Origin of the sequence: Pseudomonas sp. PS02302 (assembly GCF_029959585.1) — a bacterium.
In the GTDB taxonomy this organism is placed as follows: Bacteria; Pseudomonadota; Gammaproteobacteria; order Pseudomonadales; family Pseudomonadaceae; genus Chryseomonas; species Chryseomonas aestiva.
This window is the reverse complement of sequence record NZ_JASCON010000051.1, coordinates 24,282-38,021: the sequence shown is the minus strand read 5'-3', so window position 1 is coordinate 38,021 and position 13,740 is coordinate 24,282. Positions and strand designations below refer to the sequence as shown.

The 13,740-nt window shown below is 67.0% G+C and carries 13 protein-coding genes; 7 read left to right on the top strand and 6 right to left on the bottom strand.

Going from position 1 to position 13,740, the window contains the following annotated elements:
- Positions 1–69: 69 nt before the first annotated feature.
- A complete protein-coding gene (locus QMX82_RS16985) occupies positions 70–1,830 on the bottom strand; it encodes a glycoside hydrolase family 5 protein (protein ID WP_282285748.1) in 1,761 nt (586 codons plus the stop codon).
- A 398-nt stretch (positions 1,831–2,228) separates the two neighbouring features.
- Here QMX82_RS16985 and QMX82_RS16980 point away from each other — a divergent pair, with 398 nt between their 5' ends.
- Positions 2,229–2,636 carry a response regulator gene (locus QMX82_RS16980; RefSeq protein WP_133859315.1) on the top strand — a complete coding sequence of 136 codons (408 nt, stop codon included), beginning with the start codon at positions 2,229–2,231 and terminating at the stop codon, positions 2,634–2,636.
- A 65-nt stretch (positions 2,637–2,701) separates the two neighbouring features.
- A complete protein-coding gene (locus QMX82_RS16975) occupies positions 2,702–2,914 on the top strand; it encodes a hypothetical protein (protein WP_208694844.1) in 213 nt (70 codons plus the stop codon).
- 15 nt (positions 2,915–2,929) lie between these two features.
- On the opposite strand, the gene QMX82_RS16970 is transcribed toward QMX82_RS16975, so the two are convergent.
- Complete coding sequence (locus tag QMX82_RS16970; RefSeq protein ID WP_133859317.1) at positions 2,930–3,391, bottom strand: Lrp/AsnC family transcriptional regulator; 462 nt, start codon at positions 3,389–3,391, stop codon at positions 2,930–2,932.
- Between the two features lie 223 nt (positions 3,392–3,614).
- Between QMX82_RS16970 and QMX82_RS16965 the strand changes: the two genes are divergently transcribed.
- The 5 genes from QMX82_RS16965 to QMX82_RS16945 are packed head-to-tail and all read left to right on the top strand — an operon-like array spanning position 3,615 to position 9,599.
- Positions 3,615–4,847, top strand: coding sequence for a thiamine pyrophosphate-dependent enzyme (locus tag QMX82_RS16965; RefSeq protein WP_282285744.1), 1,233 nt, complete (start codon positions 3,615–3,617; stop codon positions 4,845–4,847).
- Between the two features lie 4 nt (positions 4,848–4,851).
- Positions 4,852–5,910 (top strand): alpha-ketoacid dehydrogenase subunit beta, encoded by a 1,059-nt coding sequence (locus QMX82_RS16960; RefSeq protein WP_282285742.1) that lies wholly within the window; start codon positions 4,852–4,854, stop codon positions 5,908–5,910.
- A gap of 1 nt (position 5,911) precedes the next feature.
- Positions 5,912–7,198, top strand: a complete 1,287-nt coding sequence (locus tag QMX82_RS16955; RefSeq protein WP_282285739.1) for a dihydrolipoamide acetyltransferase family protein — start codon at positions 5,912–5,914, stop codon at positions 7,196–7,198.
- A gap of 2 nt (positions 7,199–7,200) precedes the next feature.
- A complete protein-coding gene (gene lpdA / locus QMX82_RS16950; RefSeq protein ID WP_282285737.1) occupies positions 7,201–8,583 on the top strand; it encodes a dihydrolipoyl dehydrogenase in 1,383 nt (460 codons plus the stop codon).
- Entirely contained in the window at positions 8,580–9,599 is a 1,020-nt protein-coding gene (locus QMX82_RS16945) for an AraC family transcriptional regulator (protein WP_282285735.1), read from the top strand. Before lpdA ends, QMX82_RS16945 begins: the two co-directional genes overlap by 4 nt.
- On the opposite strand, the gene QMX82_RS16940 is transcribed toward QMX82_RS16945, so the two are convergent.
- The 4 genes from QMX82_RS16940 to QMX82_RS16925 all read right to left on the bottom strand — a co-directional run bounded on the left by QMX82_RS16940 (position 9,596) and on the right by QMX82_RS16925 (position 13,702).
- A complete protein-coding gene (locus tag QMX82_RS16940; RefSeq protein ID WP_282285733.1) occupies positions 9,596–9,997 on the bottom strand; it encodes an ester cyclase in 402 nt (133 codons plus the stop codon). The genes QMX82_RS16945 and QMX82_RS16940 overlap by 4 nt on opposite strands.
- A 61-nt stretch (positions 9,998–10,058) precedes the next feature.
- On the bottom strand, positions 10,059–11,312 hold the full coding sequence (locus QMX82_RS16935; RefSeq protein ID WP_282285717.1) for a metal-dependent hydrolase family protein: 1,254 nt from the start codon (positions 11,310–11,312) through the stop codon (positions 10,059–10,061).
- Positions 11,309–12,616: an MFS transporter gene (locus tag QMX82_RS16930; protein WP_208694837.1), complete on the bottom strand. Its 1,308-nt coding sequence runs from the start codon at positions 12,614–12,616 to the stop codon at positions 11,309–11,311. The genes QMX82_RS16935 and QMX82_RS16930 overlap by 4 nt, the downstream gene beginning before the upstream one ends.
- Positions 12,617–12,799: 183 nt before the next feature.
- Complete coding sequence (locus QMX82_RS16925; protein WP_282285715.1) at positions 12,800–13,702, bottom strand: LysR substrate-binding domain-containing protein; 903 nt, start codon at positions 13,700–13,702, stop codon at positions 12,800–12,802.
- Positions 13,703–13,740 lie beyond the last annotated feature (38 nt).

Below are 13,740 nucleotides of genomic sequence, written 5' to 3'. Positions count from 1 at the left end.
CCTTTAAGCGGGCAATAAAAAACCCGGTGGCCCACGGCCACCGGGTTTTTTATTGCCCGCTGCTGGAGATCAGCGACTGAAGGACACCAGGGTGTTGGGGTAGCCGACGCTGGCATCCAGGCGGCTGGCGTCGAAGAACACCCCCAGGTTGCTGGCGCCCTCCTGCACATAGCTGATCTTGAGGATCTGCCCATTGACGAGGCGTACCGAGCCACCCAGCTTGAAGGCCGAGCGATTGGCCGCGGTGGCCGGGATGGAGATGGCGGCGCCGCGACGGTAGACACCGCGATTCCAGTCGGAATTGGTGAAGTCGTTGATGGCGCTGCTGACGCTGGCGGCGCTGGTCACGCCGGTGGGCGACACGGTCACGGTCTTGGGATAGCCCACGGCGTTGCCGTTGAACGGCGTGCCCTCGGTGAAGACGCCCAGGCTGTTGCCGACCTGCACCCCGGAAATCCGCCGCACCTGGCCATCCGCGGTGGTGAGATAGGCACCGGCCTTGAAGGCGGCGCGATTCACCGCGGTACCGGGTACCGAGATCGCGGCCTTCTTGAGGAACACCCCCTTGTGCCAGTCCGGGTTGGTGAAGTCGTTGATAACCGAGGTCACGGTACCGGCGGTCGCACCGGTGCTCGGCGGAATCTGGACCCCGGCATTGCTACCGGTGTTGCCTGCGTTGCCGGTACCGGTGCCGCTGCCGGAATTGCCGCCGACGCTGCCGCCTGCCGAACCGCTGTTGCCGGTGGCACTACCACCGGTGGCCGGCGTGGTGCTGCCACTGGCGACCGGGCCGATGGCGGTGCAGCTGCTGTCGTCCAGGTACTTGCGCAGGGTCGGCCACTGCGGCCGCTCCTGGCCGTTGATCGGCTCCACGGACATGAAGTAGCTGCCCCAACCGGGACCGGCGGCCCAGTAGGACGCCGGGATGCAGTTCTGCTTGAGGTAGGCGAGCATGTTGTCCATCAGCAGATTCCAGCGCGGATTGTTGTCCGGGACGCCGAATTCACCGATGTAGCCGCGCTTGTTGTTCTTCTTCAGCCAGTCGACAAAGGGCTTCACCCGAGTCACGCCATAGTTGGCATCGAGCTTGTTGACGTCGGTCTTGTCGTAGCTGCCGCCGGCGTTCTCGTCGAAGTAGGAATGCGCCGAGAAGATGATGTTGTTGGCCGGATCCTTCAGCCCCAGCAGGGCGTCGTTGAATTCGGCCCAGCGGGTGGCGCTCGACCAGCCGTTGCCTTCGACGATGACCGGGCGGGTGCTGTCCACCGCGCGCACGCCATTGATGCCGTACTGGGCCGCGGTCGGCCAGTAGGCCATGGCATCGTGGGGCTCGTTCATGATGTCGTAGGCGTACAGCGAGGACTGGCCGCTCCACTGCCGCGCGATGAGGGTCATGATCTCCTGGTAGCGGGCATAGGGTACGCCGCTGGTGCCGATCACCTGGCCGCGATAGCGGGCGTAGTTGTGCAGGTCGAGAATGATCTTGATGCCGTGCTTCTGCGCATAACCGAAGGTCTGGTTCACCAGGGCCACGTAGGCGCTGTCCAGCGGGCCGCCCAGACGCGGCTGCAGGCGCTCCCAGATGATGGGGAAACGGATCAGCTTGACGCCCCGCGCGCTCCACTGCTGGAAGTAGGCCTCCACCGGGAAGATGTAGTTGGTGCCATTGATGCCGGGCAGCACCTGGGGCGCGAAGCCCGCACCCGACAGATTCAGACCGACCAGGCTGACAGGCTCGGCCTGGGCAACGCCAGCGGACAGCGCGAGAACGGTAGCGGCCGCGGCGAGCGGACGACGAAGGGCGGTAGCGAAGGAGCGGATAGGCGTCATGGTCGGATACTGCTTAGGGAGGCGTGGCGTCGATATCCTTTGTGTACGAGCAAAGCCTGGGTTTAGGTAAGGCCACTGGGACGTGACAAAAAAAGTACCCTGCGTCCTGCAGTTACCTTACCCAATACAAGTCATATGCCAGGTGACTGGAACCTTTCACTCGACGGGCAGTCCGTCTGCTTCATCGAAACACTGAAAGCCCTGTCGTAGAGCTGTTGCGAGAAACGTAACCAAATGTACGCGGCATGGGGTCGCAGCCTCGGAAAGCTGCACCTGAAAAAATAATCCCGGGTTGGAGACGGAAATCTGGCGCCAGATTCATTGACATTCAGACTGGGGAATTTTCCCGGTTCGCGGCTATCCAAGGCTCAGCAACGTCTTGTATATAAGGTCCAGTCATGCGCGCAGAACAGCCGGGAACCCCTGTCTTCCGACCCACTCTCCTGGTGGTGGACGACGAGCCACTGGTCGCGGATTTCGTCCGCGAGATCCTCGAACCCGAAGGCTTCAACATCATCGCCGCTGACTCCGCCGACACCGCGTTGACGCTGTTGGAAAAGGAAGACGCCAACATCGACCTGCTGCTGACGGATATCCGTATGCCGGGCTCGATGGATGGGGCGCAGCTGGCCAACATGGTCTGCAAGCGCTGGCCAGACATGCCGATTATTGTCATGTCCGGCTACGAAACGCCGTCCACCGCGAGCATCAAGTGCCAGGTGCGCTTCCTGCCCAAGCCCTGGTCGATCGGTCAGCTGATCGATGCAGTGAACGGCGTCGCCTATTCGGTTACGCCCAGCGCCTGAAGGTTGAGGAACCCTGGCGATGTGAATAGTGTCACATCGCCACCTCCACCTCGCGGACGCCATCCATGCTCGCCCTCACCCATGCCTTCGCTGCGCAACTGCCCAACATCGACTGCCTGTTCGGTCCCCTGGCCCCGGATGGCGGTCTGCCGGTGCAGTGCCGCCGTGTCCCCAGCGATCGCCGCCTGACCCTGATGCTGGATAGCGCCCGCCTGAGGGACAGCGCCTATTGTGCCGCCCAGGCGCAGCAGGTCCGCCACACCTTGGGTATCCGCTAGCCACCCCTGCTTGCCTCAGAGCAGCGGCGCCGGCCTGAGCAGGACGGCCTTGAGCGAAAACGCCGAGGTGACGCTGGCGACTCCGGGGATGCAGGTCAGGGTCTCGGCGAGAAAGTGCTGATAGGCCGCGAGGTCCTGCACCACCACTCGCAGCACATAGTCGGCATCCCCGGTCATCTGGAAACAGCTCATCACCTGGGGTGCCTTGACGATCTCCCGTTCGAAGGCGCGCAGGTAGTCGGTGGACTGCTTCTCCAGGCGCACCGAGACGAAGACGCTGACACTGCCGGCCAGCCGGGTTTCGTCGAGGTGGGCGTGATAACCCTGGATGTAGCGCTCCTCTTCCAGACGCTTGACCCGCCGTAGCGTCGGGGTCAGCGACAGCCCGATCTTCTGCGCCAGATCGCGCCAGCTGAGACGGCCATCGGCCGACAGGGCATTGAGGATGCGCAGGTCGATACGATCCAGACCAGCCATGGTGCAAAACCTCTACTGTTGTTCTTGTACTGGGTTCAATAGCACCAAAAGCCCGAACTGCCCACCCCGAAATTGCGGCAAAACGGCTAGCGGAGCCGGCCTATACTCAGGTGACCAATAACAAGAATGCCGAGGCCTCCACCATGTGGCACCCTGCATCGCATCCGGACGGTCAACCCGTCCTGCGACCCGCCCGCACCCTCATCCAGCTGGAGGGGCGGCCATGAGCGACTACCCTCCCCTGCGCCTGCACGTCCCCGAGCCCAGTGGCCGACCGGGACGCCCTACGGATTTCAGCTACCTGCAACTCTGCCCCGCCGGCCGTGCGGAAAGGCCGCCGGTGGACGTGGCACCGGTGGATACCCGTGAACTGGCCACCCAGCTGATCCGCATCCTCGACGAAGAGGGGCGCGCCGTCGGCCCCTGGGCCACCGAAGAAGCACCCGAACTGCTGCTGCGGGGCCTCAGGGCCATGCTCAAGACCCGGCTGTTCGATGCGCGGATGCTCAAAGCCCAGCGGCAGAAGAAGCTGTCCTTCTATATGCAGTGCCTCGGCGAGGAAGCCATCGCCGTCGGCCAGACCCTGGCCTTGCGCCCGGACGACATGCATTTCCCCACCTATCGCCAGCAGGGCATCCTCATCGCCCGCGAGGCGCCGCTGGACGAGATGATCTGCCAGCTGCTGTCCAATGCCCGGGATCCGCTCAAGGGTCGCCAGCTGCCGGTGATGTACTCCTACCGCGACCTCGGCTTCTTTTCCATCTCCGGCAACCTGGGCACCCAGTACATCCAGGCGGTGGGCTGGGCCATGGCTTCGGCGATCAAGGGCGATACCCGCATCGCCGCCGGCTGGATCGGCGACGGCGCCACCGCCGAAGGCGACTTCCATGCCGCCCTCACCTTCGCCCACGTCTACCGGGCGCCGGTGATCCTCAACATCGTCAACAACCAGTGGGCCATCTCCACCTTCCAGGCCATCGCCGGCGGTGAGGGCATCACCCTGGCCACCCGTGGCCTCGGCTATGGCATCGCCGCCCTGCGGGTGGATGGCAACGACTTCCTCGCCGTGCTGGCCGCCTCGCGCTGGGCCGCCGAACGCGCCCGGCGCAACCTGGGGCCGACCCTGATCGAATGGGTGACCTACCGCTCCGGTCCCCACTCCACCTCGGACGATCCGTCCAAGTACCGTCCCGCCGATGACTGGACGCACTTCCCCTTGGGCGACCCCATCGACCGGCTCAAGGCGCACCTGATCGGTCGCGGGCTCTGGTCGGACGAACAGCACCAGGCGCTGACCGCCGAGCTGGAAGCCGAGGTGGCGACCGCGCAAAAGGCCGCCGAAGCCCATGGCACCTTTGCCAGCGATCTCGCCCCCAGCGCCGCCGACATGTTCGAGGAGGTCTACCAGGACCTGCCGCCGCACCTGCGCCGCCAACGCCAACAGCTCGGGAAGTGACGCCATGACCGTACAACAGGAAGCCGACCTGCCGACCCAGGCCGGCAGCCGCAGCACCCTGACCATGATCCAGGCCATCCGCTCGGCAATGGACGTGATGCTCGAACGCGACGACAACGTGGTGGTGTTCGGCGAGGACGTCGGCTACTTCGGCGGCGTCTTTCGCTGCACCGAGGGCCTGCAGGCCAAATATGGCGCCTCGCGGGTGTTCGATGCGCCCATCTCGGAGAACGGCATCGCCGGCGCCGCCGTGGGCATGGGCGCCTACGGCCTGCGCCCGGTGGCGGAGATCCAGTTCGCCGATTACGTCTACCCGGCCATCGACCAGATCGTCTCCGAGGCGGCGCGCCTGCGCTATCGCTCGGTGGGCCAGTTCACCTCGCCGCTGGTGTTCCGCATGCCCTGTGGCGGCGGTATCTATGGCGGCCAGACCCACAGCCAGAGCCCCGAGGCCATGTTCACCCAGGTGTGCGGCCTGCGCACCGTGATGCCGTCCAATCCCTACGACGCCAAGGGCCTGCTGATCGCCTCCATCGAAAGCGACGACCCGGTGATCTTTCTCGAACCCAAGCGCCTCTACAACGGCCCCTTCGACGGCCATCACGACCGCCCGGTAACGCCCTGGTCGGGCCATCCGGCCAGCGCCGTGCCGGACGGCTATTACCGGGTCGAGCTGGAACGGGCCGCCGTGGTCCGTCCCGGCAAGCAGGTCACGGTGCTGACCTATGGCACCACCGTCTGGGTCGCCCTGGCGGCCGCCGCCGAGACCGGCATCGATGCCGAGGTGATCGACATCCGCAGCCTCTGGCCGCTGGATCTGCAGACCCTCACCGATTCGGTGAACAAGACCGGCCGCTGCGTGGTGGTCCACGAAGCCACCCGCACCTGCGGCTATGGCGCCGAGCTGGTGTCCCTCATGCAGGAGCACTGCTTCCATCGCCTGGAGGCGCCCATCGAGCGCGTGACCGGCTGGGACACCCCCTATCCGCATGCCCAGGAGTGGGACTACTTCCCGGGTCCGTCCCGGGTCGGCGCCGCGCTCAAGCGCGTCATGGAGGTCTGAGATGGGTACCTATGTCATCAAGATGCCCGACATCGGCGAAGGCATCGCCGAGGTGGAACTGGTCAAGTGGTACGTGGCGGTAGGGGATGAAGTCGGCGAAGACCAGACCCTCGCCGACGTCATGACCGACAAGGCCATGGTGGAGATCCCTTCCCCGGTGGTGGGCCGGGTGGTCGCCCTGGGCGGCGAGCCTGGCCAGGTGCTGGCCGTGGGCGCCGAGCTGATCCGCCTGGAGGTGGCCGGTGACGGCAACCTGCGCGAGGCCAGTCGCCCCGTGCCGATGGAAGCCGCGACGGCGCCAGCACCCAAGGCGGAAGCGCCCAAGCCCGCGGCGGCCCCTGCTCCGCGACGCGCGGACCTGGAGCTCCCGCGCGACGACGAGCGACCGGCCTCCCGACCGGCCCCCGGCAGCCCGCCGCTGGCGTCTCCCGCGGTGCGCCAGCACGCCTGGGACCTGGGCATCGAATTGCGCTTCGTCACCGGCAGCGGTCAGGGCGGGCGCATCCTGCATGGCGATCTGGAAGCCTATGTGCAGCAACGCGACGCCGGACTGCCACCGGCCACTGGCGGCGGTGGCCTGGCGAAACGCAGTGGCGAGGAGCGTATCCCGCTGATCGGCCTGAGACGCAAGATCGCCGAGAAGATGCAGGCCGCCAAGCGGCATATCCCCCACTTCACCTATGTGGAAGAGGTGGATGTCACCGAGCTGGAAGCCTTGCGCGCCACCCTCAACCAGCGCTGGCAGGGGCGTCGGGCCCATCTCACCCTGCTGCCCTTCCTGGCTCGCGCCCTGGTAGTGGCGGTGCGGGACTTTCCGCAGATGAATGCGCGCTTCGACGAAGACAGCAGTACCGTGACCCGCTATGGCGCCGTGCACCTGGGCATCGCCACCCAGGGCGAACAGGGTCTCGCGGTGCCGGTGGTACGGCACGCCGAAACCCTGGATCTCTGGGGCTGCGCCCAGGAGGTGGCCCGGCTGGCCACCGCGGTGCGCGGCGGCAAGGCCGGTCGCGACGAACTGTCCGGCTCGACCCTGACCATCAGCAGCCTCGGTCCGCTGGGAGGCATCGCCTCCACGCCCATCATCAACCATCCCGAGGTGGCCATCATCGGCGTCAATCGCATCGTCGAGCGCCCGGCCTTCCGCAACGGCCTGGTGGTGCCACGCAAGCTGATGAATCTCTCCGCCTCCTTCGACCACCGGCTGATCGATGGCCAGGACGCCGCCAGCTTCATCCAGGCCGTGCGCCAGCTGCTCGAACAACCCGCCACCCTCTTCCTGGAGTAGCCATGGACACCCGACTCCTCATCATCGGCGGCGGTCCCGGCGGTTATGTCGCCGCCTTGCGCGCCGCCCAGCTGGGCATCGCCACCACCCTGGTGGAGGGCGCCGCCCTCGGCGGTACCTGCCTCAACGTCGGCTGCATTCCCTCCAAGGCGATGATCCATGTCGCCGAGGAATACCATCGCGCCAGCGGTCGCGCTGAGCATGGCAGCCTGGGCATCCGCCACGGCCGCCCGGAGCTGGATCTTGGCCAGGCCGTGGCCTGGAAGAACGGCATCGTCGATCGTCTCACCACCGGCGTCGCCGCCCTGCTCAAGAAGCAGGGCGTGACGGTGGTCGAGGGCTGGGCCGAAATCCTCGATGGCAAGACCGTCGAGGTGCAGCGCGCCGGCGGCGAGCGGCTGCGCATCCGCACCGAGCACCTGGTGCTGGCGATGGGCTCCACCTCGGTGGAATTGCCCAGCCTGCCCTTCGGGGGTCCGGTGATATCGGCCACCGAAGCCTTGTCACCCACGGAAATTCCCGAGCACCTGGTGGTGGTGGGCGCCGGCTATATCGGCCTGGAACTGGGCATCGCCTATCGCAAGCTGGGCGCCCGGGTCGCGGTGGTGGAAGCCCAGTCGCGTCTGCTGCCCGGCTACGATGCCGAGCTCACGGCACCGCTGCGGCAGCGGTTGGAACGCCTGGGCATCGAGCTGCACCTGGGCTGTACCGTCGCCGGTCTGGCCGCGGACGGCGCGGGCCTGCGGATGACCCGTGGCGACGGTCAGGAAGAGCTTCTGCCGGCCCAGCGCATCCTGGTCGCCGCCGGCCGCCGCCCCCGCACCGAAGGCCTGGAGCGCCTGCCGCTGGACTACGACGGTCGCTATATCCGCGTCGACGACGGCTGTCGTACCAGCATGACCGACGTCTGGGCCATCGGTGATCTCACCGGCGAACCCCTGCTGGCCCACCGCGCCATGGCCCAGGGCGAGGTGGTGGCCGAGCTGATCGCCGGCAAGCGGCGGCGTTTCGCCCCGGTGGCCATCCCGGCGGTCTGCTACACCGATCCGGAAATCGTGGTGGTCGGCCTCACCCCCGAGCAGGCCAAGGCCCAGGGGCTGGAGACCAAGGTCGCCAGCTTCCCCTTCGCTGCCAATGGCCGTGCCCTCACTCTTGAGGCGCCGGAAGGCTTCGTGCGGGTGGTGGCCCGCGCGGACGACCACCGTATCCTCGGCTGGCAGGCCACCGGGCAGCAGGTGGCGGAACTGGCCACGGCCTTTTCCCATAGTCTGGAAATGGGCATGCAGCTGGAAGACGTCGCCGCCACCCTGCACCCCCACCCCACCCTGGGCGAAGCGGTGCAGGAAGCGGCGTTGCGGGCCCTGGGCCGGGCTCTGCATCTGTGACCGGCCTGCCGCGCGACAGCCTGGCGCGGAGCATCCTCGACGAGGCTCTGGCCGGGCTGTGCCGGCGCAGTGGTCTGGCGCCGGACGCCCTGCTCGCCGCCGAAGGCGTCCAGCTATCCGACCTGCTGCTTGGCCGCGAGCGCCTCTCGGCGCCGCTGTTCGGCCAGCTGTGGTATCGCCTGGCGCGGCGTTTCGATGATGAATTCTTCGCCCTCGGTCCGCGCCCGCTGCCGGCGGGCAGCTTCGCCTTTCTCTGCCAGAGCACCCGCCTGCAACCGACCCTGGGCGATGCCCTGCGGCAAAGCGTCGACTTCCTGCGGCTGACCCTCGGCGTCGACCTGCGCCTGCAGCGCAATGGCGAGCGGGTGGCCCTGCGGCTGGCCGCGGGCAGTCTGCCGGGCAGCTTCGCCGTCTTCACCCTCTGGCTGATCCTGCACGGCCTGGCCTGCTGGCTGGTGGGCCGTCGCTTGCCGCTGGAGGACATCCGCCAGACTGCCGAGGAGCCGCCAGCGGAACTGCTGGCCGACTATCGGCAGCGCTTCGGCTCCAGGCTGAGCTTCGCCCGCGGCGAAGACTGCCTGCTGCTGGACGCTGCCGTGCTGGACCTGCCGATCCGCCGTACTGCCGCGGACGCACGGCGCTTCATCGCTGCCGCGCCGGGCAATCTGCTGGTGCATTATCGCGACGACGCCAACCTGATCGCCCGCATCCGCGCCCTGTTGCGCAGCCGCGCACCGGAGCACTGGCCGGACGCCGTGAGCCTGGCCGCGACTCTGGGCCTGGCGCCCGCCACCCTGAGGCGCCAGCTGGCGGCGAGCGGCCAGACCTACCAGGGCCTCAAGGACGAACGCCGGTGCCGCCTGGCCTGTCGCCAGCTGGACCAGGGCGCCCTGGCCCTGGACGAACTGGCCCTGCGCCTGGGTTTCGCCGATCCCCGTTCCTTCCAGCGCGCCTTTCGCAAGTGGACGGGCCTCAGCCCCCTCGGCTATCGCCAACGCCAGACCCGGGCAGGTTAGCCGTCGGCCAACTGGGCGGCGATGGCGGCGGTATCGATCACCGAGCGCACCTCGCGGATGCGTCCGTTCTCGAAGCGATAGAAGACATGTTCGCTGAAGCGTACGCGCCGTCCGTTCACCGCCAGCCCGAACAGCTCGCCGCGCGGCGTGCAATCGAAATCCAGCTGCGCGGCCAGCCAGGGTGCCTCGACCACCAGCAGATGGGCGGTGAAGTGCAGATCGGGAATGGCGGCGTGATCGCCTTCCAGCATGGCCTGATAGCCGGCCAATCCCAACGGGCGACCGTTATGCTCGACGGCCTCGTCGACATAACGGCCAAGCGCCGTCCAGGCCTGGCGATTGAGGCAGTCGAGGTAGGCCTGGTAATGGCTGCCGAGTTCGGTTGCGGCGAGGGACATGATGAATTCTCCAAGGGCGTTGACTGCTACAGGGGACCGCGCCAGGCCGGCAAGACTCCCGTCACCCGAGGCGATTCCTCACCAGACGGCCACCCTGCAGGATGACGTCGAGTCTTTCGCCCTGTCCCACCAGACAGGAGATATCAGTCAGCGGATCGCCATCCACGACCAGCAGATCGGCCAGAGCTCCGGTCGCGATGCAACCCAGCTCGCCCTCGCGTTCAAGGATGCGTGCCGCGACACTGGTGGCGCTGCGCAAGGCCTCCAGATTGCCCAGCACCTCGGCGCGGATGCGCAGTTCCTGGGTCTGGTATTCGTGCATTTCGCCCAGCAGGTCGGAGCCGTAGCCCATGGGCACGCCCGCCTCGGCGAAGAATTCCAGGGCCCGACGGCCCGCCAGACGGACGTCTTCGATCTTGGCCACGGAGTCCGCCGGCAGACCATAGCGGGCGCCGTGCTCGGCGAGCATCTCGTAGGTCACCTGAGTGGGCACGGCGAAGGCGCCCCGCTCGCGCATCAACTGCGCCGTCTCCCGGTCGACCAGATTGCCGTGTTCGATGGTGCGCACCCCGCACGCCACGGCGCGGCGAATGGCCCGAGCGGTATAGGCATGAGCCATCACATAGGTATTGGCCGCCTCGGCTTCCTCGACGATGGCGCGAATCTCGGCTTCGCTGTACTGGGTATTGGCAATGGGATCGGTGGGCGAGGAAACACCGCCGGAGGCCATGATCTTGATCTGGCTGGCGCCCTGCTGCAGTTCTTCGCGTACCGCTTTGCGCACGTTGTCCACCCCGTCCACCACCCGAGCGATGGCGCCGGCGCGGAAGCAGCAACTGCACGGCTCGTTCAGCAGCAGCTCCCCGCGCGCCCGCATGTCTCCATGGCCGCCCGTCTGTGACAGCGCCTTGCCGGAGGCGAAGATCCGCGGGCCCGGCACCAGCCCCAGGGCGATGGAGCGCGCCAGCGCCCAGTCCGCGCCGCCGGCATCGCGGACGGTAGTGAAGCCGCGCTCGAGCATCGCGCCCAGGATCGGCAGGGCGCGGTACATGATGATGGCGTTGGGCTGCAGGGCGTTGAAGCCCAGGTTGGCACTGGACGCCAGCACATGCACGTGGCAATCGATGAGGCCCGGCATCAGGGTGCGACCCCCGAGGTCGATGACCGTAGCAGCGACCGGCGGGTTAGCGCCCTGATCGCGTACCGCGGTGATGCGCTCACCCTCCACCAGGACTTCCTTGCCGGTGATCAGGGCGCCGCTCGCCAGATCCAGCAGCTTGCCGTTGCGCAGCAGTAGAGAGGTGCTTTGGGTCATGCGGATTCTCCCGAGGGTTGGCCGCTGGCGGCGTCGCGAAACAGCGCGGCGCCCCCGGCACTGATGGCCGCGGCGAACATGATGTAGAAGGCCGGTGCCAGCGGGCTGCCGGTGGCGGCGATCAGCCAGGTCACGGTAAAGGTGGCGAAGCCGCCGAACAGCGTCACCGCGAAGTTGTAGGCCACCGAGAGCCCGGTGGAGAGCACCCGGGTCGGCAACAATTCGCCGAAGGCCGCCAGCAGACCACCCAGGTACCCGGAGATCAGCAGCCCCAGCACGGCCTGGAACACCAGCAGGGAAGCCAGGCCAGGCCAGCGATTGAGCATCCAGAACAGCGGCCAGGCGGCGCAAAAGATGGCCACGGCGGACCCCAGCAGCCAGGGTCGCTTGCCATGGCGATCCGCAAGACGCCCTACCAGTGGCGTCGCCACCAGCAATACCAGGCCACCGAGCATGCCGGCGGTGAAGCCCAGACCACTGGGCAGGCCCAGCACCCGCGTTGCATAGGACGGCAGGTAGAACAGCACGGCATAGGTGCACACCGTCCAGAGCACGACCATGGAAAAGCTGGTCGCCGTCTGCCGCGGGTAGACGCGCAGGACCTCACGCAAGGGCGACTGGGCCCGCTCGACGGTGGCATAGGCCGGCGTCTCGTCGATGCGGCTGCGGATATAGAACCCGACGGGACCGATCAGCGAGCCGAACAGGAACGGCAGCCGCCAGCCCCAGCTCTCCAGTTGCTCCGGCGTCAACAGCGCCGACAGCAGGGCGCCGAAGCCCGCCCCCAGCGCCACGGCCACGCCGATGCTGGCCTGGATCCAGCTGGAGTAATAGGCCTTCTGGCCAGCGGGTGCGTGCTCGGTAAGAAAGGCGGTGGCGCTGCCCATCTCGCCACCGGCGGAAAAACCCTGCAGCAGCCGGGCGAAGACGATGAGCGCGGGGGCGAACAGGCCGAGCTGGGCATAGCCCGGGGTCACCGCGATGATCAGGGTGCCAGCGGCCATCAGCAGGATGGTCAGGGACAGCGCCGCCTTGCGGCCACGGCGATCGGAGTAGATACCGAGCAGAATCCCCCCGACCGGCCGCATGAAAAAGCCGACCCCGAAGGTGGCGAGGGCCAGCAGATAGGAGGTCAGCTCGTTGGCGCTCGGAAAGAACACCTTGGCGATGATCACGGAGAAGAAGCTGTAGACAGTGAAGTCGAACCACTCCAGACCGTTGCCGATCACGGTGGCGATCACCGCCTTGTTGGCCTGGCGGCGCTGGACGGCGGACGGCTGCGGAAAGGTCGTAGCGCTCTGCATTGTTGGCTCCCTGAATGCGAGTCGCGCAGGAAACTCGGGAGTCCCTGCACCGGCGACGGCAGTTTCGATAAAGGAAACAGGACGAGGATCTCCGCCCTCTGCCGCCGAGCTTAAGGGGCTACCCGAGACGCAGGAAAACGCTGATTGCAGGGGTTTGCATGCGCCTGACGCATGCAAGAAGGATCAGTGCGACGCGCTCAGGCTGTCGTTCAGCCAGGTCTCGAAACGGCGCGCCGCCAGGCCCGGCTGACGATCGCCCGGCCACAGCAGGTAGTAACCCCCCTGCCCCTGCACGCATTCGCTACAGGCTGCCACCAGCGCACCCGAGTGCAGGTGGGCATCGATCATGGGGCGCCAACCCAGGACGATACCGTGGCCGGCAATCGCCAGATCGACCAGGATGGGGTACTGACTCACGGTGAGCCGCTGGCGGATCCGCGGGGCGGGATAGCCCAGCCGCGCGAACCATTCCGCCCAGGACAGCCAGCGCCGCTGCCCGTCCTCGATCATCAGCAGGCACCGGTCGAGCAGCTCCGGGGGTGACAGCTGACGCCCGCTCAGGTAGTCCGGCGCGCAATAGGCGCCTACCCACTCGGGAAACAACTGGCGGCCAGCCAACCCCGGGGGCGGCGGTTCACGCAGGAAATAGAGCGCCAGATCGAATTCGGGCTTGAGCAGGGTATCGAGGTTGTCCAGCACCCGCAGGCGCACGTCGATGCCGGGAAAGGCACTGGCGAAGCGGCCGATCAGCGGGCCCAGCCAGAGCGCGGCCACGCCCGAGGAACAGGCCAGCACCAGCTGCTGCTCGCCGCTGATATCCATGACGTCCGCGGTGGTTTCCGCGAGACCCGCGAGCAACTGCTGAACCCGTTCAGCATAGCGCTGCCCGGAGACTGTCAGGTGCAGCCGCTTGTGCTCTCGACGAAACAGCGCGCGACCGAGAAAGGCCTCCAGCTGCGCCACCTGACGGCTGATGGCGCTCTGCGTGAGGTTGAGCTCCAGCGCCGCCCGGGTAAAGCTGCCGAGCCTGACCGTTGCCTCGAAGGCAATCAGATTGGTCAGGGGTGGCAAGGGCTCGATACGCATCCGGAGGCTCTGTAACGCTGGGCTGAAACGGCCAGTCT

Excerpts from the sequence above, each read along its gene's own strand:
- QMX82_RS16985 (WP_282285748.1), bottom strand. The coding sequence starts at position 1,830 with ATGACGCCTATCCGCTCCTTCGCTACCGCCCTTCGTCGTCCGCTCGCC.
- QMX82_RS16980 (WP_133859315.1), top strand. The coding sequence starts at position 2,229 with ATGCGCGCAGAACAGCCGGGAACCCCTGTCTTCCGACCCACTCTCCTG.
- QMX82_RS16975 (WP_208694844.1), top strand. The coding sequence starts at position 2,702 with ATGCTCGCCCTCACCCATGCCTTCGCTGCGCAACTGCCCAACATCGAC.
- QMX82_RS16970 (WP_133859317.1), bottom strand. The coding sequence starts at position 3,391 with ATGGCTGGTCTGGATCGTATCGACCTGCGCATCCTCAATGCCCTGTCG.
- QMX82_RS16965 (WP_282285744.1), top strand. The coding sequence starts at position 3,615 with ATGAGCGACTACCCTCCCCTGCGCCTGCACGTCCCCGAGCCCAGTGGC.
- QMX82_RS16960 (WP_282285742.1), top strand. The coding sequence starts at position 4,852 with ATGACCGTACAACAGGAAGCCGACCTGCCGACCCAGGCCGGCAGCCGC.
- QMX82_RS16955 (WP_282285739.1), top strand. The coding sequence starts at position 5,912 with ATGGGTACCTATGTCATCAAGATGCCCGACATCGGCGAAGGCATCGCC.
- lpdA (WP_282285737.1), top strand. The coding sequence starts at position 7,201 with ATGGACACCCGACTCCTCATCATCGGCGGCGGTCCCGGCGGTTATGTC.
- QMX82_RS16940 (WP_282285733.1), bottom strand. The coding sequence starts at position 9,997 with ATGTCCCTCGCCGCAACCGAACTCGGCAGCCATTACCAGGCCTACCTC.
- QMX82_RS16935 (WP_282285717.1), bottom strand. The coding sequence starts at position 11,312 with ATGACCCAAAGCACCTCTCTACTGCTGCGCAACGGCAAGCTGCTGGAT.
- QMX82_RS16930 (WP_208694837.1), bottom strand. The coding sequence starts at position 12,616 with ATGCAGAGCGCTACGACCTTTCCGCAGCCGTCCGCCGTCCAGCGCCGC.
- QMX82_RS16925 (WP_282285715.1), bottom strand. The coding sequence starts at position 13,702 with ATGCGTATCGAGCCCTTGCCACCCCTGACCAATCTGATTGCCTTCGAG.